Source organism: Arthrobacter sp. 01N444, assembly GCF_056399305.1.
In genome coordinates this window covers 104,061-124,502 of record NZ_JBFTRB010000012.1, presented here as the reverse complement: position 1 = coordinate 124,502, position 20,442 = coordinate 104,061, and the positions used below count along the sequence as shown (strand labels likewise).

21 protein-coding genes are annotated in these 20,442 nt (G+C 64.7%); 9 read left to right on the top strand and 12 right to left on the bottom strand.

The window, feature by feature from the left end:
* Window positions 1-17: 17 nt before the first annotated feature.
* Window positions 18-320: a DUF4193 domain-containing protein gene (locus AC1DKN_RS14540; RefSeq protein WP_476850076.1), complete on the bottom strand. Its 303-nt coding sequence runs from the start codon at window positions 318-320 to the stop codon at window positions 18-20.
* 163 nt (window positions 321-483) lie between these two features.
* Between AC1DKN_RS14540 and AC1DKN_RS14535 the strand changes: the two genes are divergently transcribed.
* Window positions 484-864 (top strand): DUF7793 family protein, encoded by a 381-nt coding sequence (locus AC1DKN_RS14535; RefSeq protein ID WP_476850075.1) that lies wholly within the window; start codon window positions 484-486, stop codon window positions 862-864.
* 179 nt (window positions 865-1,043) lie between these two features.
* The gene (locus tag AC1DKN_RS14530) at window positions 1,044-1,508 is read left to right on the top strand and encodes a hypothetical protein (protein WP_476871668.1); all 465 of its coding nucleotides are present in this window, start codon (window positions 1,044-1,046) and stop codon (window positions 1,506-1,508) included.
* A gap of 23 nt (window positions 1,509-1,531) precedes the next feature.
* Here the strand turns inward: AC1DKN_RS14530 and AC1DKN_RS14525 are convergent, their stop codons facing one another.
* The gene (locus tag AC1DKN_RS14525; protein WP_476871667.1) at window positions 1,532-2,242 is read right to left on the bottom strand and encodes a hypothetical protein; all 711 of its coding nucleotides are present in this window, start codon (window positions 2,240-2,242) and stop codon (window positions 1,532-1,534) included.
* Between the two features lie 81 nt (window positions 2,243-2,323).
* Here AC1DKN_RS14525 and AC1DKN_RS14520 point away from each other — a divergent pair, with 81 nt between their 5' ends.
* The 3 genes from AC1DKN_RS14520 to cls all read left to right on the top strand — a co-directional run bounded on the left by AC1DKN_RS14520 (window position 2,324) and on the right by cls (window position 5,003).
* A complete protein-coding gene (locus AC1DKN_RS14520; RefSeq protein WP_476871666.1) occupies window positions 2,324-2,794 on the top strand; it encodes a MarR family winged helix-turn-helix transcriptional regulator in 471 nt (156 codons plus the stop codon).
* Window positions 2,795-2,869: 75 nt separating this feature from the next.
* Window positions 2,870-3,058 (top strand): hypothetical protein, encoded by a 189-nt coding sequence (locus tag AC1DKN_RS14515; protein WP_476858354.1) that lies wholly within the window; start codon window positions 2,870-2,872, stop codon window positions 3,056-3,058.
* 478 nt (window positions 3,059-3,536) lie between these two features.
* Window positions 3,537-5,003: a cardiolipin synthase gene (gene cls / locus AC1DKN_RS14510; RefSeq protein ID WP_476850071.1), complete on the top strand. Its 1,467-nt coding sequence runs from the start codon at window positions 3,537-3,539 to the stop codon at window positions 5,001-5,003.
* 82 nt (window positions 5,004-5,085) lie between these two features.
* Here cls and AC1DKN_RS14505 read toward each other — a convergent pair whose 3' ends face one another.
* The 6 genes from AC1DKN_RS14505 to AC1DKN_RS14480 form a co-directional block, all read right to left on the bottom strand.
* Window positions 5,086-5,772, bottom strand: coding sequence for a TM2 domain-containing protein (locus AC1DKN_RS14505; protein WP_476858356.1), 687 nt, complete (start codon window positions 5,770-5,772; stop codon window positions 5,086-5,088).
* Between the two features lie 522 nt (window positions 5,773-6,294).
* Complete coding sequence (locus AC1DKN_RS14500) at window positions 6,295-7,596, bottom strand: wax ester/triacylglycerol synthase domain-containing protein (RefSeq protein WP_476863684.1); 1,302 nt, start codon at window positions 7,594-7,596, stop codon at window positions 6,295-6,297.
* A 262-nt stretch (window positions 7,597-7,858) separates the two neighbouring features.
* A complete protein-coding gene (locus tag AC1DKN_RS14495; protein ID WP_476871665.1) occupies window positions 7,859-8,407 on the bottom strand; it encodes a hypothetical protein in 549 nt (182 codons plus the stop codon).
* A gap of 2 nt (window positions 8,408-8,409) precedes the next feature.
* Window positions 8,410-8,967, bottom strand: coding sequence for a hypothetical protein (locus AC1DKN_RS14490; protein ID WP_476871664.1), 558 nt, complete (start codon window positions 8,965-8,967; stop codon window positions 8,410-8,412).
* A 131-nt stretch (window positions 8,968-9,098) separates the two neighbouring features.
* Window positions 9,099-11,318, bottom strand: a complete 2,220-nt coding sequence (locus tag AC1DKN_RS14485) for a transglycosylase domain-containing protein (RefSeq protein WP_476871663.1) — start codon at window positions 11,316-11,318, stop codon at window positions 9,099-9,101.
* Between the two features lie 14 nt (window positions 11,319-11,332).
* Window positions 11,333-11,839 carry an LURP-one-related/scramblase family protein gene (locus tag AC1DKN_RS14480; protein ID WP_476871662.1) on the bottom strand — a complete coding sequence of 169 codons (507 nt, stop codon included), beginning with the start codon at window positions 11,837-11,839 and terminating at the stop codon, window positions 11,333-11,335.
* A 234-nt stretch (window positions 11,840-12,073) separates the two neighbouring features.
* On the opposite strand from AC1DKN_RS14480, the gene AC1DKN_RS14475 reads away from it, so the two are divergent.
* Window positions 12,074-12,574: a TetR/AcrR family transcriptional regulator gene (locus AC1DKN_RS14475; RefSeq protein WP_476858361.1), complete on the top strand. Its 501-nt coding sequence runs from the start codon at window positions 12,074-12,076 to the stop codon at window positions 12,572-12,574.
* A 2-nt stretch (window positions 12,575-12,576) separates the two neighbouring features.
* On the opposite strand, the gene AC1DKN_RS14470 is transcribed toward AC1DKN_RS14475, so the two are convergent.
* Window positions 12,577-13,593: an alpha/beta fold hydrolase gene (locus AC1DKN_RS14470; protein WP_476871661.1), complete on the bottom strand. Its 1,017-nt coding sequence runs from the start codon at window positions 13,591-13,593 to the stop codon at window positions 12,577-12,579.
* A gap of 271 nt (window positions 13,594-13,864) precedes the next feature.
* Between AC1DKN_RS14470 and AC1DKN_RS14465 the strand changes: the two genes are divergently transcribed.
* On the top strand, window positions 13,865-15,187 hold the full coding sequence (locus tag AC1DKN_RS14465) for a right-handed parallel beta-helix repeat-containing protein (RefSeq protein WP_476871660.1): 1,323 nt from the start codon (window positions 13,865-13,867) through the stop codon (window positions 15,185-15,187).
* Window positions 15,188-15,209: 22 nt separating this feature from the next.
* Here the strand turns inward: AC1DKN_RS14465 and nicT are convergent, their stop codons facing one another.
* Window positions 15,210-16,319 (bottom strand): Nickel transporter NicT, encoded by a 1,110-nt coding sequence (nicT, locus tag AC1DKN_RS14460; protein ID WP_476871659.1) that lies wholly within the window; start codon window positions 16,317-16,319, stop codon window positions 15,210-15,212.
* A 204-nt stretch (window positions 16,320-16,523) separates the two neighbouring features.
* Here nicT and AC1DKN_RS14455 point away from each other — a divergent pair, with 204 nt between their 5' ends.
* A complete protein-coding gene (locus AC1DKN_RS14455; RefSeq protein WP_230009918.1) occupies window positions 16,524-17,039 on the top strand; it encodes a mycothiol transferase in 516 nt (171 codons plus the stop codon).
* A gap of 12 nt (window positions 17,040-17,051) precedes the next feature.
* Complete coding sequence (locus tag AC1DKN_RS14450) at window positions 17,052-18,170, top strand: aminotransferase class V-fold PLP-dependent enzyme (protein ID WP_476871658.1); 1,119 nt, start codon at window positions 17,052-17,054, stop codon at window positions 18,168-18,170.
* Between the two features lie 50 nt (window positions 18,171-18,220).
* Here AC1DKN_RS14450 and AC1DKN_RS14445 read toward each other — a convergent pair whose 3' ends face one another.
* Together AC1DKN_RS14445 and AC1DKN_RS14440 are read right to left on the bottom strand one after the other, a co-directional pair.
* Window positions 18,221-19,261 carry a Gfo/Idh/MocA family protein gene (locus AC1DKN_RS14445; protein ID WP_476871657.1) on the bottom strand — a complete coding sequence of 347 codons (1,041 nt, stop codon included), beginning with the start codon at window positions 19,259-19,261 and terminating at the stop codon, window positions 18,221-18,223.
* 105 nt (window positions 19,262-19,366) lie between these two features.
* Window positions 19,367-20,062, bottom strand: coding sequence for a maleylpyruvate isomerase family mycothiol-dependent enzyme (locus AC1DKN_RS14440; RefSeq protein WP_476871656.1), 696 nt, complete (start codon window positions 20,060-20,062; stop codon window positions 19,367-19,369).
* Between the last annotated feature and the right edge of the window lie 380 nt (window positions 20,063-20,442).

Genomic DNA, 20,442 nt, shown 5'->3' with positions numbered 1-20,442 from the left:
TTGGGCCTTCCCCGCTTTTAGCCCTCGCAGTCCGTGCAGTAGATATCGGTGCCGGACCGCCGGGCGATCTGGGAACGGTGCCGGACCAGGAAACAGGAGCTGCAGGTGAACTCGTCGTCGGCCTGCGGGATGACCTGCACAATCAGCTCTTCGGCGATGAACTCGCCGCCGGGGACTCCGGCCCCGTCCAGCCCGTCGGCCTCGTCCAGTTCCTGGACGACGCTGCGGGCGTCCGGTGCGTTGGCGGACTGAAGTGCTTCCAGGGAGTTTTCCTGGGTTTCCTTAACGTCCGAGCGGACTTCGTCGTAATCGGTTGCCACGTGGCTTGTTCGCTTTCTCGAGTCTTAACTAGGCTAAGTGCAACGTACGGCACCCCGCGGTTGTTCCGCAGGCGAGGCCAGAATCCACGCCGTGCGGCGTTCGCCGGCCACACCATGGGCGCGGTGCCGGGCGCCGCCGCAGTTCGGGCCTAGGATCAACGGCATGATGCAGGGACCAATCGACGCCGCCGACGGGAAGAACTCGCTCAGCGTCGATGCTGGGATACTCGAGAGCGTCTGGCGCCCGGGTTCCTTTGTGGACGCAGAAGATGCCAGGGACGCCATGCTTGCCGTGGATCGGATCAGTGGCGGGACGCCGATGCCAATGCTCTCCGAGATGACCGACGTGGTGTTCAGCGCGGCGGCCAGATACCAATTCGCACAGAGCAGGGGCGTGGTGGCCATCGCGGTCCTCGGATCCAGCACAGTCGACAGGGTGATCGCTTCCGCCACGAGCCGGGAGACCAAGTACCCGCACGAGTTCTTTACATCCAGGACCGACGCAATCGCATGGCTGAAGGAAGTCATCCAGAGCCGCGATTAGGAATTGCCACAGGGCCTGGCACCGCAATCAAATCCACTCCCGATCCGAGACAGACCGGTCTTTCCCGTTGTAAAGTGTCTTCACGGTCTTCCGCCCCGCTGGCTCCAGGAATGTATGCAGGGCTCTCGGGATCGTGGCCGGTTCCGGGCTCTGCCGGAACGGGAACAAAGGAATCGCCAATGTCCATTGACTTGTCGTCCCGTGCGGAACCCTCACACGGACACACGCCCACGGGCGCGTCGGTCAATGGGCCGGAGGACAGCTGGGCGCGGGGGATACGCCTGCAGGCCACCGAGATCATCGCCGAAGTGCTGTCTGATTCTTCGCCGGGGCAGGCCCGTGCACGGGAGCAGCTGTGCCGTTTGCTGCAGGCCAACCCGGGCCGGCCGGAAGCAGCGCTGGCGGAACACCTGATCGCCCTCCGGGAAGAAACTGCCCGGGACCGCCGAACCAACCTGACACTCGTCAAGGACGAAGGGGCGGCGGAAACGCCCGCACAGCCCCGGACATCAGGCGCCGGACGGTCGACCGGGCGCCGTTCAGCCGCCCGCCAACCCCTGCTGCATCACCGTCCCATCGAGCGCGTGCGCTATGGCCGCGCGGATGCGGGCGTGCTCGGAGGCTTTTCCGGGGAGGGAGCCTAGACCGGGCGGCCAGCTCGACAGGCTCACGGTTCGCGTCGGTTCGCGGCAGCCCGGCTCCGCGGCAACAGGAATCCGACGGCAACAAGCCAGAGGAGGCCGCCGAACCGCCCGACGGGCAGCAGGAACTGGAGCGGCTCGATCACCATGGAGAGGAAACTTAGTTCGGACAGGGCGGCGATGACCAGGCCGGCCCAGGCCAGCCAGCGCGGCACGAAGCGCAGGATGAGGGCGGGGACGGCGATTCCGGCGATGAGGAGTCCCAAACCGACGACATAGGCGACGCCGCCCGTGATGAATGCGAGAAACGACAATGCATGGGTCAGCGGCACATCCGTGGTGATTTCCGGGCGGCTCAGGACCCACCCCACGGCGGCCGAGAGCATGAGGAACACCGAGGCGGCAATGCCGCCAAAGAAGCCGATTGCGGGCCCGGGGACGCGCACGCCAAGCCGGAGCTGCCGGGCGTAAACGGTGGCCGCAAAGATGCCGAGCGGGACCGCCGAGCCGAATTGGAACAGGCTGGCGAGCCGCACGGCGTCGGTGTTCCCGTGAAAATATGCCGCGACCTGGCCGGCGGGGGAGAAGGGCGAGACGTAGGCCTGCCCGTTGGTGAGCATCGCGCTGCTGAGCAGAGCTGCGATCGTGAGTCCCAGGCTCACGGCCGCCAGGATGCCCGGGTTGGGGCCGCCGGGTCGCGTCGACGGAGAAGTGTGGTGGGAGGACAGGTCAGTCATGATCGCTTCTTTCCGATAATTACGTCACAACTAAAATGATTCACCTGTTGAATGATTCTGTCAATGGCGTAATATTGGGGCATGGACTCACCGGATCCGCCGCGGCCGAAGCGAACCGCTTTCCTGCTGTCCCAGCTCGGGGCGCTGGCCTCGGCACGCTTCGCCGAGCGCACGCGCGAACTCGGCCTGACCCCAAGCGACGCGGGTGTCCTCCGCCTGCTCGGCCGCAGCCCCGGACTGAGCCAGCGGTCCCTGGCCGACCGCCTGGGCGCGGTGCCGAGCCGCGTTGTTCCCCTCATCGACTCGCTGGAAACGCGAGGGCTGGTGGCCCGCGTGCGCAGCAGCGCCGACCGGCGGAACTACGAGCTCCGGCTGACGGCCGAGGGTACGAAGGTTCTCGGAGCACTGCGCGGAATCGCCGAACGGCACGAGGCCGAACTCCTGGCCCCCCTGACCAGCGAACAGTCTGCGCAGCTGGGCATCCTGCTGACCAGGTTGGCCAGCGCCCATGCCCTCGACACGGACCTGCATCGGGACACGAAGCCGGAATGAACCCGGCGTGCCGGCCGGTTCTTCGAGACAATAGCCGTCCTTTTCAGCCGGCGGGCAGTGTGGGATCATCCCGGTATGGGCGAAAATACTGAACCGCGGGTGACCTTGCCCTCCGGCCCCGAGCGCGTGAAGGGCACGCATCACCGCGACGTTGATGGCTACGGAAATCCGATCACGCAGCAGCTGCGCATCATCGGTCAGCGGCGCCGCGAAGCCGAAGAAAAGCTCGACCGGCACCTGCAGGACGCACGCAAGAGCCACTGAGCGCGGCATGGGCGATGGTAAAGGCAGGCACCCGTGGGGTGCCTGCCTTTCCTTTCCGTGCCCGTCTACTTGGCGGCCACTGCGAACGGCGACGCCTCCTCGGGCGCAGCCACGGGCCCTGCCGCTGCTCGGAACGGGTTGCAGACCCTTACAGCCAGGCGGGCGGACTATTCCGCGGACCGGGTCCGGGATTTCAGTCGCCTGCGGGCCCAGCTGGTCGAACCCGACTCGGAACTCGCGCTACGCATTTCCGGAATTTCACCCGCAGCGGGTGAGGCCCATGCCGGGCCTAATGCAAACAATGGTCATACCCTCCAAAGGGAGGGCTATGGGACAGGCCGTCCCGGAAACGAGAACGCATCTTTGAGAGCAGGAAAAGCAAATGAGTTTCCGGGAAAACTATTGGGATTTTTTGACGGAACCAAGAGCCGGGTGCTGGTCTGACGGCGTTCGCGCCTTGAAGTACGTTTAGGCAGCCGTGCGCGGATTCTTCCAGGACGCGGAAACGTTTGCCTTGCTCCTGCTGGCGGCCCACATATTACTCGTGACCGTCGCAGCTGTCCTGGTGTCGATGAATCGCCGTCCATCCTCTGCCATTGCCTGGGTGCTCGCCATAATTTTCATACCGATCCTTGGTGCCGTCGCATATTTCTTCGTTGGTTACTCGAAACTGCCCAAGGCGCGCAGGGACAAACAGCGCGAAGTTAACGCTCTGGTCCTGTCACGGACTGAAGGCAGCCCGTTCATTAGCCGCGGCCTTGATTGGCCGGAATGGCTGCATTCGGCGGTGGTGTTGAACAGCAACCTTGGGGCCCTCCCTATGGTCTCGGGCAACAGTGCGACCCTGTTGGGCGAGTACAACGGAGCTTTCGATGCCATGATCGCTGATATTGATTCGGCCACAAGTTATGTGCACGTGGAGTTTTACATCCTCGTGCTGGACGCAACGACAGAGCCGTATTTTCAGTCGCTGGCCCGGGCACGACGGCGCGGCGTTGACGTGCGGGTTCTGTCGGATCATCTGGCTGGCCTGAAGTTCCCCGGCCGGAAAGAAACCCTGGAGTTCCTCCAGGAGATAGGGGCGGAATATCGCCCCATGCTGCCGGTGCGGCCGTGGCGTGGCGAATGGCAGAGGCCGGACCTGCGCAATCACCGGAAGATCTGCGTCGTCGATGGCCGCGTGGGATTCACGGGGTCCCAGAACCTCATCGACGCGAGCTACGACACGAAGAGCAACCTGAAGCGCGGGCTTCAGTGGCACGAACTGATGATGCGCGTTGAAGGACCAGTGGTCCGGGAGCTGGATGCGGTCTTCGCGACAGATTGGTACAGCGAAACGGGTGTGATCCTACCACTGGATTCCAGCGCCATAGGCGTCAGTCATCATTCTGCACTCATCGACGCACAAGTCCTGCCCAGTGGCCCCAGCTTCGACAACGACAACAATTTGAAGCTCTACGCGACGCTTATCCACAAAGCTGAGCGTCGCGTCAGCATCACCAGTCCATACTTTGTCCCGGACGAATCCATCCTCATGGCTATTGTCACGGCAGCTGCGCGGGGGCTAAGCGTCGAGCTCTTTGTTTCCGAGGTCGGCGACCAGAGCATGGTCTATCACGCGCAGCGTTCGTACTACGAAGCACTGCTTCGCGCCGGCGTCAGGATTTACCTTTACCGGGCGCCGAAGGTGCTGCACTCCAAGCACTTCACTATCGATGAGGAAGTTGCGGTGATTGGGTCCAGCAACATGGATGTGCGTTCCTTCAGCCTCAACATGGAGGTATCCGTACTTGTGCACGGGCGCGATTTTGTGGACGCAATTCGCGGGATCGAAGACGGGTACCGCGTGGAAAGCCGCGAGCTGCAGCTCGAGGACTGGATCCGGCGGCCCGTAGCCCAAAAAGTATTCGACAATCTGGCGCGCCTGACCGCGTCTCTTCAATAGGGAACAGGCTCAGAGCCGACGGCGCTGCAAACACCGAGGCCATGGCCCGGAAACCCCCGGACGTGCTCAGGCTCAGTCGGTGCTACCCGGAGGGCCGGTATTCCTGGGCCGTAAGGTGCCAGACGGCTCCGGTGGTGCTGACTATCAGCGCGTATGTCCCCGGAGCCAGGCTGATGCCGATCGCCCCGGCGCCGGCCTTGGCCAGGGACAGCACGGTGAGGGCCGGTCCTTTCACGGGTTGGAGATAGGCAATGGCGGCCCCGGTGAAGGTGTACTCGATGTGAAGCCTGCCGGTGAGGGTTACGAGTGGGCCCGGGAGTTTTGTGCCGGAGGCCTCCGCGACGGTGACCCATTCTTTCACCGGGGGCGGCGCGGCCGGATGCAGCAGTGCGTTCATCGCGGCAACTGTGGCGCTGACAGTCCTGGTGACGGGGGCGGCGCTGACGCAGACCACCGCACCGGCGAGCGTGACGACCAGGACAGTCGAGGCCAGGCGCAGGCCGCGTCGCAGGGAGTTGGTCCCGGCCAACGGCATGGATGCCCCGTCGGCAGCGTACTCATTGGTGATCCGGAATAGGTCAATGAGCCACCAGATGCCGGCGCCGCCCAGCGTCAACAGCTTCAGTGTGCCGGTAAACGGCTTGTGGAGGTAGAACCTGTCCGCGCCGCTGAAGCCCAGGAACAATGACAGCAGCCACGCCGTGCGCAGGGAACGCATCGGCGGCAGGTCACCGTCGAAGACAAGCCCGTACTGCTCGGTTATGGGCACATTCCCGATTCTGGAACAGCCACGTCCGGATGTCCACGGTCATGTGGTGTGCGCTTGCGACATGCACCGTCACGGTCCGTCCTGCGACTCGCGTTCCGGAGGCATGGTCGCTGCGGTGGCCGCAGCCGGTTCCGCCGGACGTTTTCCGGTGGCACTCCAGCTGGTGAGGAAGTCGAGCTGGCAAAGAGGGCGCGGCCCGAATGCCTAAAGTTATGGCCCGGTTGCGGGCAGGACACTCAGTCCATCGAATAGGGTCGGGGCATGACCTTGAGCTTGGACGGCCCGCCGGACATTCGTGAGCAGGAATGCTCCTGTTGCGCATGTCTACCGGAGGGACACGTCCAAGAGCCCCTGGACCGGGCGGATGACACGCGATGGCGCCAGTCCGGGTTTTTGGACAAAGGTCCGTAAACGCCTGGAAATACGCCGTTAGCCGGCGCCCGGTCAGTCTCTTAGGATCCCACCCGGGGAGAATGCGCCGAGCCGTCGGCTCTTCATGACCGGATATTCTCGGGTCGAAGCTTATGAAGGCCCGGTCACCATCAGAGCTTCAAGTGCGCTGGAAAGTTCGTCACGCAGTCCTGTCAGGTCCGGGCAAGTCCCGGGATCGGCGATTGTGGTGATGGTCAGCGTGCCCGCGTAGGAGAAGACTGCAAAGGCAACCGTTACGTTACCGCTGATCGCTCCGAGTGGAATGATCCCGGTTACCGGCCTGCCCGCGATCGCCAGGGCGCGTTCGGGCCCCCGCAGGTTCGTGACGAATGTATGGACAAGGTGTTGGTGGTCTATGACGAAGCGGTAGGCGCCAAGGTGCGCTGCGGCCCGGGATATGGGGCCGATGATTGCAGTGGAGGCCCCGGGAGGCCGCTGCTTGACACTCCTCATCGTTGCGGCAACAGTTGCCACCCGGCCCTTGGCCGGACCGACCGCGGGAACGGTCACCGGGATGATGCCGCTCCGGTTCCCCAGATAGGTGATTGTCGTGTGGCGGCGTGCCGAAAACAGCACAGAGATGACGAACTCTTCGACATATTCGCCCCGTGCCAGGAGCAGGCGGTGCAGGGCGGTCGCGACGGCGGTGAGGATGAGATCGTTGACGGTCGCTCCCTGCATGTGCGCGGCGTCTCTGACGGCCTCCATGTCGCAGCGGAGGACGGCAAGCGTCCGTTGCGGACCTGTCGGGCGGTTGAGTGAGGTGCGGGCAGCCCGGGGTTTGCCCGTCTGCCGCAGTTCGGAGGCTCCGGCGGCTGCGGTCCGCAGTGCGGCCGGCAGCCGGGCCAGTGCGTTGAATCGGCTCCTTGCAGCATCAAGGGCCAGGTACAGCGCCGAGTACGGAATCTCTGGCTCCCGGCGACCGTTCCACCCGGCTTCCGCGGCTGCCAGGGCCTCCAGGACCGCGAGACCCCCAATTCCATCCGTGAGGACATGATGGAAAACGAAAACAAGCGCTGACCGGTCCTGGCTCACGCCGGTGATGAGCTTGGCTGACCAGAGAGGACGGTCGCGGGACAGCGGCGCAGCGAGCATTTCGGCTGCAATGTTGAGCACGGCTTCCTCACCAACGGGCGCCGGACAGGCGATCACGCCCAGATGGTGTGCCGGATCAAAGCCGGAATCATCCGCCCAAATGGGCCGCCCGCAGCCGAAGGGGACAGAGACCAGCCGCTGGCGCAGCCGGGGGACAGCGCCGAGCCGACGCGCCAGTGCTTCCAGGAGGGGTGCCGAATCGTCGCTGCCGTCCGTGCTGAGCATGAGGATGGCCCCGACTTGCATTGGCGCTGAGCCGATGTCCGCGTCCAGGGACATCATGTCCTCGGCGCTCACCCGGTCAACATGTTGTCTTGGCGTCATTTTCGGTCCCCGGAACCAGATCTCTGAATTCTCTGCACTCCTGGGAGGGAAGAAAACAGCAACCCACAAGTTGCTGAGCAGAGACAGCCTGCGACCCGACGTGGTCGTCATGTCCTCACTGTTGGGTCTTTGGGGCCCAGACGCTAGGGCAGAACGTCCCGCTTGCCCGCCATAGCCGAAGAGTCACCAGCGGCGCTGGATGATTTGGAGCAACGACGGCGGCAGGCTCCCGCCGCTAGGACGCTTTCGCGCTGGTGGTACCGGGGCCGGCGTTGACTGCTGCCGCCACCAGGCGGTCGAAGCTGGCGGTTCCGTTCTCCGGAGGCACAACCGTGAACACCGCAACCCATTTCTCGGGGGAATGTTTCTCCAGCGTTGACGCCCGGGCCACATGCAGGTTCAGCCCGGGTACGCCGCTGACAAGGAGCGGAAGCTGCTCGCCGGTCTTGGTCATGTGCCGGAATTGGCTGACCGACAATTGGTCACCCGGGCTGCTCGTGACCTCTGCGAGGGTGTCATTGATCCTCTTGGTCAGCCCCCGCATGAAGCGCTGCTGGGCCATGACCGTGCGCACCGTCAGAAGCGCGGCGAAGAAGAGGGTGAACAAAAGCAGGGCACCGAAACTTCTGAGGAAGGGCAGAAAGATCATCAGGAACAGGCACAGGATCAGCCCCAAAATACTCGACATGATGAACTTGAAGACGGGGCTTTCGCCCGGTTTCTTTGACCAGCGAACGAGGGCGACGATGTCCTTCCGGGGCTGATCGCGCCGTGAAATTTCCATGATTAGTACCCCTTCACTTCCATGAGCGCTTCGGCCAGGATGATTGCCTCGCGTGCTTCCTTGAGATCGCCCAGCAACCCCATATCGGGAATGGCTCCTTTGGCCGCGGTGGAGCCGGCGATTTCGGAAAAGATGCTGCTCAATTTTTCGCGGTCCTGTGACAGCATCCGGGACGACGTCAGCTTAATTCTGCTCAGCTCAAGCTCCAGCAGTGACTTGTCGATGGCCTCACGACGCCCTTGCATGACCGCCAGCTTCTCGGTGACACGCTGGACACGGCCGCGGAGCATTGATTCCATCTTTCCTGCCACGACGTGGAGCTCGCACAGCGCGGTGTAGGACTGCGGGGACCCGGAGTGAACGGCGAGCTGCTCACCGACGTAATGGCGCCGTCGTTCCCATTTCCGGACGGCGGACTCAGATGGTCCCAAGAGGAGGGAAACGGCTGCCAGTGCTTTGTCCAGCGACGCGGCCCGGGTGCTCAGGCTGTTGGTGGCGGCGTCCAGCCTCGACAGGAACGCGTCGTAGTTGTCGTGGGGCTGGGCGCTATCGGGATTCATGAGCCACCCGCGCGCGGTGGCGCGATTCCCCTCGCCGGAAATTGGCCCCGTCTCCCATGGCAAGAGGATAGAGGCTCCGGGCCCCGTTGGCATAGAGTGCGGATTTGGATCCGGAGCATTTCGGGCCAGTGTCAGCGACACAGCGCGCCACTAACACCGGGGAAGCACGGCGTGCGGGTCGTCGGGGGCGCGCGGCTCGCGGAGGGCGTCCGGGTCATGGACTCCGGCGGCGCCGGGAAGGGGGCGGTGGGGTAGTAACGGGCGACCTGTCGCATGTAGTTCGCCCACTGCGGGCCGGCGAGCATGTAGCCGTCAATGGCCTTGTAGAACTTGCCGTTGATGGTGATGTTCTGCCCGGGCCTCTTCTGGCCCTCCAGGGCGTCGCCGAAGAAGGAAGCCGTAGCGAGGCCGCTTGTGTAGCCCACCACCCAGGTGGCGCCATTGGTATTGGACGTGCCTGTCTTGGCCGCGACCGGGAACCGCTCCTGGACCTTGGGCTTGATGTAAACGCCGGACCCGCGTTTCAGCACGTCCTGCAGCACGGCGTTCACTCCGCGGGCGACCTCGGGCTTGATCGCATTGTGACAGGAGCTGGTCTCGGCCTGCAGTTTCTGTCCCGCCGCGTCGTTCACTGCCGAAATGGCAATCGGCGTGCAGTAGGTTCCGTCGTTGGCAAAAGTGGCAAACGCGTTGGCCAGATGGAGAGGCGCCACGCCAATGGCGCCCAGCAGATTGCCCAGCTGGTGCATGTTGATTTGGGCGTTGTCCACGCCGCTGTGGAGCCCGGCGGCATCGACCATCTTCTGGATGCCGCAGAAGTCGAGTTGCGCGGCCTCGGCGAAGGTGGCGGTGTTGATGGAGTTATACAGCCCGTAGTCCACGCGCATGCGGCGGTAGTACCCGGCGTCGTTGTTCTGGAGGTCGTCCGCCGCGCCGAGGCTCTTCTGGCTGGTGCTGTAGGCCCCGAGCACCCTGCCGCAGCTTGATCTCCAGCGGAACCCGAGCGGATAGGAGCGCCGGGACGCGTCCACCATGGCGGAAAGGGATTTGCCCTCGTTGAGCCATTCGGCAAACGTGAACGGTTTCATGGTGGAGCCGGGCTGGAACCCGCCGGCGCCGTTGAGGTCGTTGCCGTTGGCGTCCTTGGAATCGACGTTGAAGTTCAGTTGCGTGTCGAATTTGCCAGGTGCCGGGAGAAACACGGTGTTTTGCGCCATCGCCAGGATCTTGCCGGTGCCGGGTGCGATGGAGACCATCGCGGCGCCCCACTTGTCCGGGTTGGCCCCGGCCGTGGCATCGACCTGCGCCTGCGCGGCCACTTGGAGCCGGCTGTCCAGGGTGGTGGTGATGGTCAGGCCGCCGCGGAACAGCTTCCGCTCGCGTTCGGCAATATCCGCGCCGTAGGCCGGATTGTTGAGAATGAGGTGGGAGACGTAGTCGCAGAAGTACGGTGCCATTTCCGCGCCGGCGCATCCCTGCCTCCCGGGGGTGATCTTGAGATCCACCGGGGCGGCCACGGCCGCTTCGTGCTGCGCTTGGGTGATGGCGCCATAGCTGAGCATCCTGGCGAGAACCTGGTTGCGCCGCTGGACGGCGTTTTCCGGATGGACGTCAGGATTATAGAAGCTGGGGCTGTTCACGAGGCCGGCCAGCAGGGCAGCCTGCGGCAGGGTGAGGTCCTTGGCAGTGGTGTTGAAGAAGTAGCGGGACGCAGCTTCGATGCCGTAGGCGTCCCGGGCGAAAAACACGATGTTCAGGTACCCCTCCAGGATCTGGTCCTTGGTGTATTTCTTCTCCAGTTCGACGGCGAGCCTCATCTCGCGGATCTTGTCGGCCATGCTCTTTTGCCCGTTGAGGACAATCTGGTCGCCCTTGTCCGCCGACACGAGGGATTCATTGAGCACGTTGGTGACGTACTGCTGGGTCAGGGTGGAGGCACCCTGCCTTCCGCCGTTGGTCAGGTTGGACACCAGCGCCCGGAGAATCCCCTGGGGGTCAATGCCGGCATGTTCGTAGAATCGCCGGTCCTCGATCGCGACGATCGCGTCCTTGATGTACGGGGACATCTGGTCGAGCCTGACCTTCACGCGGTTTTCAGCATAGAAGGTGGCGATCGGTTTCCCGTCGGCGGTGAGCACCCTGGTCGATTCCGACGGCGGATCAACTGTCAGTTCCGAGGGGAGGCTGTTGAACAATTTGATCGAGTCGCTGACGGCGACGCCGGTCGCGGCCACGGTGGGCACCAGAAGGCTGGCGGCCAGGACGCCGCACACCGCGCTCGCCGTCAGGAACCCGAATAGCCTCCACAGGGTCGTGGCTACTAGGGATCCGGTGCTTTTCCTGGGCGACATGCTGCCTGGACAGGCTAGGTCAATGAGTCGATGGCGACGGTGATCGCCAGCAGGAGCGGGACGTCCTCGCCGCCCGCGACTTCGACGCCGTAGGACTCGCGCACGCGGAACCACTTCTTGGAGATCGTGGCGACCGTATGACCGTCACGCTCGATCTCGTACTCGTGGTCGACGATGTTGCCGTGCGCCTTCATGTCAGGGCCGTCCTTCACGTCGATCGAGAAGCGGTCGCGGAGCCCTACCAGGGCCTTGTGGACCGTCGCGGCGGTGTCGCCCCCGCGCTCGATTTCGACCTTGTCCCGGATCGAGAGCTTGCGCTCCTGGATGCGGGCCACCTCGTTTCCCGAGGCGTCCTCCAAAACGAACGTGTCCCGGATTCGGACCGCCTTGCCGTTGACCTTGTAGGCGCGTTGGCCATGGCTGTCTTCGATCCAGAAGTCGTCCCCGATCGACAGCAGTTTCTCGCGCATCTGAAACCGCTCGCCCATGGGTTCGTCATGCCGGTGCCGCAATAGTCCCATGCCCTGACCATAGGACCGCTCCGCCGGCCGGCACCTCACCCGAACCGGATGGTCCGGGCGGCTGACCTGTCCCCGCTGGTAACCTGAACATCATTGTTTGAGTAGATGAATGGGCTGGGAGGGCCGGTGCCGGGAGTGCAGAAAGAACGCACCAAGCGGGCGGACGCCGTCCGGAACAAAGATGCCATCATTGACGCCGCGTTGACACGCCTCAGTGACAATCCCGGTGCAAGCATGGCTGAAATTGCTCGGGTTGCGGGGGTGGGCAGGGTGACCCTCTACGGCCACTTCGCAGACCGGAAGGACCTGGTTGGCGCGGTGTTCGAGAGGGCCATGGACCGCGCCGAGGCCGAACTCGCCGCTGTAGACATCGAGCAAGACACCTGGAACTCCCTGCAGGAGATCATCCAGTCATCCTGGCGGGTCCTCCATCAATTCAACGCGCTTTTGGCGGCGGCCGAACCATACCTCTCAGCCGACCAAATCAGGGCTCACCACGACAAGCCGCTGGCCAGGGTGATGTCGGTGCTGGAAAAGGGCAGGAGTGAGGGGATCTTCCGTACCGATCATTCCCTCACGTGGCAAGCTGCCTGCTTCTACGCCATCCTCCACAGCGCGGCGGCCGAAATCCGGGCGGAACGACTGGATGAGGTCGCGGCGGCAAAGATCCTTCCGTCAACGATCCGGGCCCTCCTGGTCCCGCCGGACCTGCCGACCGATAAGTCTCTCCACTAGATCTACCGGGTGCCGCCGTGGCGCAGGAACTCGGTGATCTTCGTTGCCATGGCCTTGGACTGCGTCCAGTGCAGGTAGTGCTCGCCCCCAAGGACCACCAGCTCGTGGCGCCGTACGTTGGCCAGCTGCCGTTCGTGCGCGCCGTACCAGTCAGGCTGCTGGTTCATCGTGTCCTGTGAAAGGAAGTAGAGCACCGGAAGTGCGTCGGGGTAGCGGAGATCCTGGAGCTTGGCGGCATTCTCGCCCATCCGGAGAGTTTCATCAGTGACTGCCGCGTTGCCGAAGTTCCAGCTCGTTATCTGACGCATTTGTTGGCGTTCTGCTGCCGTGAAGCTGCCGCCGCCGGGTTCTCCAAAACCCAGCGCCGTGGCCCAGCGGACCAGGCCTGTGGTCGACGGTGCGTGCGCCCACCAGTAGTCCGCTGCAGGAGCCTCGGCGGGGTTGGTGGTTCCGCCTATGGACATCCTGCTGGCCGGGACGGTGGGGTCGATGCCGATAACGGCGGAGACCTCCGCTGGATACTTGTTCGCGTAGTACAGCGTGGAAAAGCCGGCGATCGAGTGGCCCATGAGAGTGTAGGGCGCCCTGATGCCGAGCTTTGACAGCACTTCATGAAGTTCTTCGGCGATGTTTTCAACGGTCCTTGGCCGGGCAGTCATGTCGCTTAAGCCGTAGCCGAATCCCTCAACAACCACTGTTCGGAAGCCGCGCATTTCCCGGACCAGGGGGGCAAAATCGAGTCCCGGGGCAGGGGTCCCGAGTCCACTGAGCAGCACGACCGTCGGCCCGGTCTCGCCGGTGCGGGTGACATTGATGGTTCCCTCATTGAGGTGAACCTTTTCGCCGTATGCGACCGTGTGGGACTTTTCGATCTGTTCCAGGATGAGATTGGCCGACGTCGAGGCGGCGAGCAAGCCGGCAATGCTTAGCGCCACCACCCCCGCCATGCGCAGGCCCCGCTTCCACCGGCGCTTGCGGGGCGGATTGTCCAGGGCTGGGCGGGTAGGGCGCGGCATCATGACAAGACTCCAGGACGAAGGAACTGAGGTGGGCGGTGCGACGTCTCCGCGCTGGGACCGGTCCGGTCAGGCACTTTTGTTGACCAAATAAATCATACAGCGCTGTTCGAGATAAAGCTCTGGTTGATCATGCCCAAGCTTTTTACAACCCCCGCCCACTAGGGTCGGCGGATGACCTACGCCCGCGTCTCGACTCATGGCCGCAGCCGGAGCGGACATACTCAAGGTCGCGGAGCTCTCCTCCTCTGACCATCAAACCGCGAGGATCGCCATGAGAATTAACTCCGTTCGCGCAGCCGTAACCACCCTGATCCTGACGGCCGGCTGGTTGGCGGTGGGCCTCCCGGCGCCGGCCCAGGCCGCGGGCACTACGTACTTCGTCAGTGCCTCGGGGAGTGACACCAATCCGGGAACCTCCAGCGCTGCGCCGTGGAAGTCACTGTCGAAGGTCAACTCGCTCGTCCTCAAGCCCGGCGACACGGTCAGTTTCCGCAGGGGCGACACCTGGGCCGGAGGCATTGTGACCACCCAGAGCGGAACCGAGGCCGCACCCATCACCTTGATCGGCTACGGGACCGGCAATGCCCCGACGATTACCGGCGGCAAGTCTGGAAACTGCATCAGGATCAACGGCAACTTCACCACCGTTGACGGACTTCGGGGCGTCTCCTGCGGCTACGCGGGCATCAGCGTCACCGGCGACCGCAATACTGTCCGGAATTCCAGTGCCTCCAACAACGCTGTTGGCATCAAGGCGGGGACCGGGTCTGACTTCGGGAAATACACCGGCAACGTCCTGACCAACAACAACGTCATGAACGTCCTGACGCAGGGCACGAACTGCGGGACACCCCAGGCCGTGAACTGCAATGACGACTCGGGCGCTTCCGGCGTGCTGATCAACGGCAACGACAACGAACTTTCCGGCAACACGGTCAGCGGCTCCACTGCGTTTTCCTACGATTACACCCGCGACGGCGGTTCTTTCGAAATCTACAACGGCAGCCGGAACTACATCCATCACAATGTGTCCTTGGACAACAACAACTTCTCCGAGATCGGAAGGTCCTCCGGGACGGCCGACGGCAACACCTACCGCTACAACCTGGTCCGGTCGACCTGTGGTGCCAACTGTGCCCAGGCCAAGGGCTTGATCGCCCGCGGTGCAGGGACGTCCTTCGGGCCGACGAACGGCACAGTCTTCGAATTCAACACCGTGTATCTGAACGGGCCGCAGTCCCAGGCCGTTGTCTGCCATGCGGGCTGCCCTGCATCGACCGTGATCCGCGGCAACATCCTGGCGGGCGTCAGGAACTCCTTATGGATCAACGGCTCGGGTTGGACCGAGAACCAGAACGTCCTCAATGGCCCGGTCAACTTCGTACCGAACAGCACGTCCACCACTGCGTCTGCGCGCTTCGTGAACGCACCGGCCGATCTCCGCCTGACCGGCACCAGCCCGGCCATCGACCGCGCCGGAACGAGCCTGTCCGCCGTCGACCTCGCCGGAAGTCCGGTGCCCCAGGACGGGGACTGTAACGGGACGGCCGCTGCCGATTCGGGGGCCTACGAGTTCGACTCGCCCAGCTGCTGACTTACGTTGCGCCCGCATCGGCTCAGCTGGTGCCGGCGTGGCTCCAGCGCTGCTCGATCCGGCCCAATTTCCAGACGGCGAGCGCGATCAGCCAGATGATGACGAAGAGGCCGACGACGATGTACCCGACGTTTTCGAGGTCCAGCGAACCGATGGCGGCCGCCGGCCCCGATTCGAGTCCCAGTTTGTCTGCCACGAGCCCAAGCAGCACGGTGAGACCGACCACCAGGGCCACAATCACCGAGAGCACCGTGACTGTGAGGTTGTAGAAGACCTTGCGGACCGGCTTCAGGAACGCCCACCCATAAGCCCGGGACATGAACACGCCGTCGGCGGTGTCGAAAATGCTCATTCCGGCGGCGAACAGCACCGGCAGGACCAGGATGGCGTACCAGGGCAGGGAGAAGGCCGCCGAACCGGCGGCGAGCACGAGCAGGGCTACCTGGGAGGCGGTGTCGAATCCCAGGCCCATCAGCAGGCCGACGGGATAGATGTGCCATGGCTTGGTGATCCGCCGGATGGTTCCGCCGAGGAGCCTTGCCAGGAAGCCCCGGTTGTTGAGCTGGTGCTCAAGCTCAGCCTCGTCCAGTTCCCCGGTCCGCATCCCGCGGAACACCCGGGCGATGCCGACCACCGAGACGAGGTTCATCAGACCGATCAGGATCAGGAACGTTCCAGCCACGACGCTTCCCACCAGTCCCAGCGTCTGCACCAGCGCCGAGTCCCCGTCCTGCACGGTGCCGGCCATGGCCCTCGCGCCGAGGGCCAGGAGCAGCGCCGCGCCGAACACCACGGTGGAATGGCCCAGCGAGAACCAGAAGCCCACCCCCAGCGCGGCCTTTCCCTCGCCGACCAGCTTGCGGGTGGTGTTGTCGATGACGGCGATGTGGTCGGCGTCGAACGCGTGCCGCACCCCCAGCAGAAAGGCGGTAACGCCCAGCCCCACCCCGTACACGCCGGAGCGGCCCAGTGCGAAGTTCTGCGGAGCCACGGCCAGGGTCAGCACACTCCAGCCGACCACGTTGAGCAGGAGGACGAAGCCGGTGATGCCGGCGAGATGGAACTTGTCCCGGCGTTCCCAGCGACTGGACGTCGCCCGAACCGGCTGCGCTACAGGCAACAAGTTGCTCATAATCCGTAAGGGTAGGCGCGGGGGTCGCCGCTGCCAAGACCTCGCGGACTGCGGAACTGCGCGTGGCCGTGTTGCCCCCGTCATCGTCTCCGCGTGCGCCGTTGACACGGCGACGCCCGGCCCTATCCGCCGGTGCGGCCTCCATGCAAGCATGGGGATCACCGATCATGCAAGCACTTCGATCATGCACAGGGAGGGGACTCGATGAAATCCAATGAACTGCTGCTGGATGCCTTCGGCCGGATCCGTGAGACGGTGGCCGCGGCCCTGGCCGGGGTTGATGATGCCACCCTGCTCCGACGGCCCGGAAGCAACGGGAATTCAATGGCCTGGCTCATCTGGCACCTCAGCAGGGTCGAGGACGCGCAAGTCGCCTCCGCCGCGGGCCTGGACCAGGTGTGGACCTCGGAGGGGTTTGCCGCCCGCTTCGGCCTGCCGCTCTCCAAGCGGGACACGGGCTACGGCCATACGAGCGGCCAGGTGGACGCGGTGCAGGCACCGCCGGAACTGTTGCTCGAATACTACGAAGCTGTCCACCGGCAGACCGTGAATTTCCTGGAGAACCTCGGCGACGACGACTTCGACCGCATCGTCGATACCCGCTGGGACCCGCCCGTCACCCTCGGGGTGCGGCTGGTCAGCACGATTGCCGACTGCCTCCAGCACGTGGGGCAGGCGGCCTACGCAAAGGGCCTGGACTCCGTGCGCGGGCACGGCTAGGCGGTCCGTGTCATGCAGGCGGCCGAAATTCGCGGACTCTTCCCGGGGCTACAGGAGACCATCTATCTCAACACCGCCTCGATGAACGTCGGCTGTGCACCCGCCCGCGAGGCCTACGAGCTGGCCGTCAAGCGATGGTCCGCCGGCAGGTTTGACTGGATGGATGCCGAGCGGGCAGGGGAGGAGGCCCGCGCCATGTTCGCGGAGATCGTCGGGGCGACGGCGGGGGAGATCGCGATCGTCCCGGCCGTGAGCTCCGCCGCCGGGATAGTGGCCGCCAACCTGCCGCCGGCGAAGCGCGGCGAGAACGTCGTGGTTGCAGGGAACGAATTCGCCTCGAACTATTACCCCTGGCTCCTGCTCCGGAACCGCGGTTACGGGGTCCGCGCCGTGGCACCGGGCGGGGACGGCGTGACGGCCGAGGAATTTGGCCAGGCGGCCGACGGCGGCACCCGCCTGATCGCCGTGAGTGCCGTCCATTCGGCCAACGGCTACCGGGCGGACCTGGCCGCGCTCAGCCGGGTCGCGGCCCGCTCCGGCGCCTGGTTCTTCGTCGACGCCTGCCAGGCCGCGGGCGCGGTGCCCCTGGATGTGGTGCGCGACGGCGTGGATTTCCTGGCCGCCGCGAGCCACAAGTTCCTGCTCGGCTCCAGGGGCATGGGCTACCTCTATGTCCGCAGCGGACTGCTTGACCGGATCCAACCCGTCGGTCCCGGCTGGAAGGCCGCGCGCAACCCGGCCGGGAGCTTCTACGGACCGGCCATGGACCTCTCACCCACGGCCTCGAAGCTCGACGCCTCCTTGGCCTGGTTTCCCGCCCTGGCCGAGCAGGCGGCGCTCGGCATCTTCCGCAGGTTTGGGATCGGGGCCTTGCTCGATCGCAACGCCCGGCTCGCCCTTCACCTTCAGGAGGCCCTGGCGGCGCAGGGCTCCTCGTTCCGGCCGTTCGCCGAGCAGCACCGCTCCACGATCTTCTCCGTGCCGGTGACAGACACTGAGGCGGTCCTGGCGCGGTTCCGCCAGGCCAACGTGGTGGCATCGGTCCGGGAGGGCAGAATCCGGCTGGCGGTACATTTCTACAATCTGGATGAAGAACTCGATCGCGTGGCCGGGCTGATCGGGCGAGGGTGAGCGGCGGCCGTGCCTCCTCATGGAAAACTGGGGCCGCCGCAGGACCGGTACTAGGCGCGCCCGTGGTCCTTGTCGTCGCTGGCGTAGGCGAGGCCGATCTGGCGCCGAACTTCGTCCATGGCCTCCATGACCTGAACGCTCTGCCGGGGCGGCAGGATGTCGTTGGCAACGGAGCCGGCCGCAATGAGCCGCTCCATTTCCCGCGCCTGGTATTGCATGCCGCGGCCGGTGACGGGTTCATCGAATCGCTCGACGATGTTTCCGTCGGCGTCATACCTGGTGAAGGCCGACGGCGTGTACCAGACTGACGGGATCTCGATCCGGCCTTCGGTTCCGATGATCGAGGCCTGGTTTGGTCCTCCCGTGTCCAGCGCGCAGTGCAGCACGGCCTGCTGCCCGTCACCGTATTCGAAGATCATCGCGGTCTGCCGGTCAACTCCGGTTTCAGTCATGCTGGCCGCTGCCCGGATCCCGGTCGGCGCCCCGAAGACGTCGAAGGCGAAGGAGACGGGGTAGATGCCCAGGTCCAAGAGCGCTCCGCCGCCCAGTGCCGGGTCGTTGAGGCGGTGCGCCGGATCCTTGGGCAGATTCTGGTTGTGGTCAGCGATCACTGTGCGGACCTCGCCCAGGGCGCCGGACCGAATCAGCTCACGGATGCGGACCATGTGCGGAAGGTAGCGTGTCCACATGGCCTCAAGGGCGATCAGCCCCTTCGTCTCGGCGAGCTCCACGATCTCCCGGGCCTGCCAGGCGTTCATGGCGAAGGGCTTTTCGATCAGCAGGTGTTTACCGGCGTCCAGGGCCAACAGCGCATTCTCGTGGTGGAACGGGTGCGGCGTAGAAACGTAGACAACGTCGACGTCCGGGTCGGCCACGAGGTCCGCGTAGCTTCCATGGGACGTGGGGATCTGAAACCGGGCCGCGAAATCGGTCGCGGATGCCATGGTCCTGGAGCCGACGGCCTGGACCACTGAGCCGTTGTCGATCAGGTCCGGCGTTTGCAGCCCGGCGATAAACCCGGTGCCGAGAATTCCCCATCTGGCCCGGGGCGTGGAGAGACCTGCGGTGCCGGGTGTGGCGTGCTCTGACATGCGTTTGAGTTCCCTTCGAACATGCGGTCACGAAAGCATCGGGCGGCTCGTGGAGCGTCCACGGCTTCGCGGGACGTGTTCGTATCCTAATCCCGATGCCGGAACTCATGGTGTGAGCGGACCCCGAAGCACACGCAGGGCCGCGGCGGCGTCACCTTCAATGACGGCGTTCTCTGCCAGGTTGGATCGACCCCAAAGACCCAGATACATCACCGGCAACGGGGCGGAAATCAAGGCCACGGCGGCACCAGGTCCCAGTGTCCAGCTGGCCGCCCCTGGCACCCGGAAGGTCACAGCTTTGTCCGGAGGCGGCATCCGGTCCAGTCGCAGCTGCCGCGGCGCGAACATCGCCAGGACCTCATCGACACCGTCGAGCATGAAATTGTCCGCCAGCACGGGCATCTCCAGGCCAAGCGCCTGGCAGGCGTCGACCAGGTGGATGGCATGTTCGTGGGCCTGCCGCCGAAGCCAGAACCGGGCGGTGCGCGGAGGCGGGCCAAAGGTCCAGCATTCGCTCTCCGGATCAAGGCCCGTCATTGTCTCGAGGAAGGGTGCGGTGCCCGCGAGAAACCAGGTCGCGGCGCCTTCGGCCGGCGGTGCAGGTTCCTGGACAAAGGTGCCCGTCCGGACCACCCCGGCTGCCCACCTCTCGATTGAGCCGAGATGCCCGAAGAGCTGCTCGAGCGTCCAGGCGGGGCACGCCGGAACGGCGCCGGCAAGCGTGTCCCGCGGCTGCCGGGCGAGCGTGCCGAGGTGGTCCAGGGAGTTGGCCAGTTCGGCCAGGAATTGATCGGGCGGCATGGGAGGAGCCTAACGCGACGCGGCAAAGATTCCGGCGCGCCGACACCCACGCAGCGTGGGCGGGCCTCGTGCAGCAACATCCCTCGCATGCATCCCACAAGCGTCGAGGCATTGAGCGGACACCCAGCACCTGCGCCTGACCGAGCGGTTTGCGGCCCAGCCCCTGATTGAGGAGCTGCTGGCAGTCCAGGCGTTCGTTCCGCCGCCTTCGCTGCTCAGGCGGATGTTCGGTGCCAGCCCGTTGAGCGACGCCAGCTCGCCCTGGTACCGGGGTGCGCTGGGCGAAATCGCTGAGGGCCGGATCCTGGCACGCCCGCGGTGCCAGGCAAACCGGATGACCTCATAGGGAATTTCGCCGCCCTCCGGCGGCTGGTTGACCA

What these genes read in the sequence shown, in the direction of transcription:
- AC1DKN_RS14520 (WP_476871666.1), top strand. Translation starts at nt 2,324, where the DNA reads ATGGACTCACCGGATCCGCCGCGGCCGAAGCGAACCGCTTTCCTGCTG.
- nicT (WP_476871659.1), bottom strand. Translation starts at nt 16,319, where the DNA reads ATGAGCAACTTGTTGCCTGTAGCGCAGCCGGTTCGGGCGACGTCCAGT.
- AC1DKN_RS14475 (WP_476858361.1), top strand. Translation starts at nt 12,074, where the DNA reads ATGGCTGAAATTGCTCGGGTTGCGGGGGTGGGCAGGGTGACCCTCTAC.
- AC1DKN_RS14515 (WP_476858354.1), top strand. Translation starts at nt 2,870, where the DNA reads ATGGGCGAAAATACTGAACCGCGGGTGACCTTGCCCTCCGGCCCCGAG.
- AC1DKN_RS14485 (WP_476871663.1), bottom strand. Translation starts at nt 11,318, where the DNA reads ATGTCGCCCAGGAAAAGCACCGGATCCCTAGTAGCCACGACCCTGTGG.
- AC1DKN_RS14440 (WP_476871656.1), bottom strand. Translation starts at nt 20,062, where the DNA reads ATGCCGCCCGATCAATTCCTGGCCGAACTGGCCAACTCCCTGGACCAC.
- AC1DKN_RS14445 (WP_476871657.1), bottom strand. Translation starts at nt 19,261, where the DNA reads ATGTCAGAGCACGCCACACCCGGCACCGCAGGTCTCTCCACGCCCCGG.
- AC1DKN_RS14525 (WP_476871667.1), bottom strand. Translation starts at nt 2,242, where the DNA reads ATGACTGACCTGTCCTCCCACCACACTTCTCCGTCGACGCGACCCGGC.
- AC1DKN_RS14450 (WP_476871658.1), top strand. Translation starts at nt 17,052, where the DNA reads ATGCAGGCGGCCGAAATTCGCGGACTCTTCCCGGGGCTACAGGAGACC.
- AC1DKN_RS14465 (WP_476871660.1), top strand. Translation starts at nt 13,865, where the DNA reads ATGAGAATTAACTCCGTTCGCGCAGCCGTAACCACCCTGATCCTGACG.
- AC1DKN_RS14530 (WP_476871668.1), top strand. Translation starts at nt 1,044, where the DNA reads ATGTCCATTGACTTGTCGTCCCGTGCGGAACCCTCACACGGACACACG.
- AC1DKN_RS14535 (WP_476850075.1), top strand. Translation starts at nt 484, where the DNA reads ATGATGCAGGGACCAATCGACGCCGCCGACGGGAAGAACTCGCTCAGC.
- AC1DKN_RS14490 (WP_476871664.1), bottom strand. Translation starts at nt 8,967, where the DNA reads ATGAATCCCGATAGCGCCCAGCCCCACGACAACTACGACGCGTTCCTG.
- AC1DKN_RS14495 (WP_476871665.1), bottom strand. Translation starts at nt 8,407, where the DNA reads ATGGAAATTTCACGGCGCGATCAGCCCCGGAAGGACATCGTCGCCCTC.
- AC1DKN_RS14480 (WP_476871662.1), bottom strand. Translation starts at nt 11,839, where the DNA reads ATGGGACTATTGCGGCACCGGCATGACGAACCCATGGGCGAGCGGTTT.
- AC1DKN_RS14455 (WP_230009918.1), top strand. Translation starts at nt 16,524, where the DNA reads ATGAAATCCAATGAACTGCTGCTGGATGCCTTCGGCCGGATCCGTGAG.
- AC1DKN_RS14470 (WP_476871661.1), bottom strand. Translation starts at nt 13,593, where the DNA reads ATGATGCCGCGCCCTACCCGCCCAGCCCTGGACAATCCGCCCCGCAAG.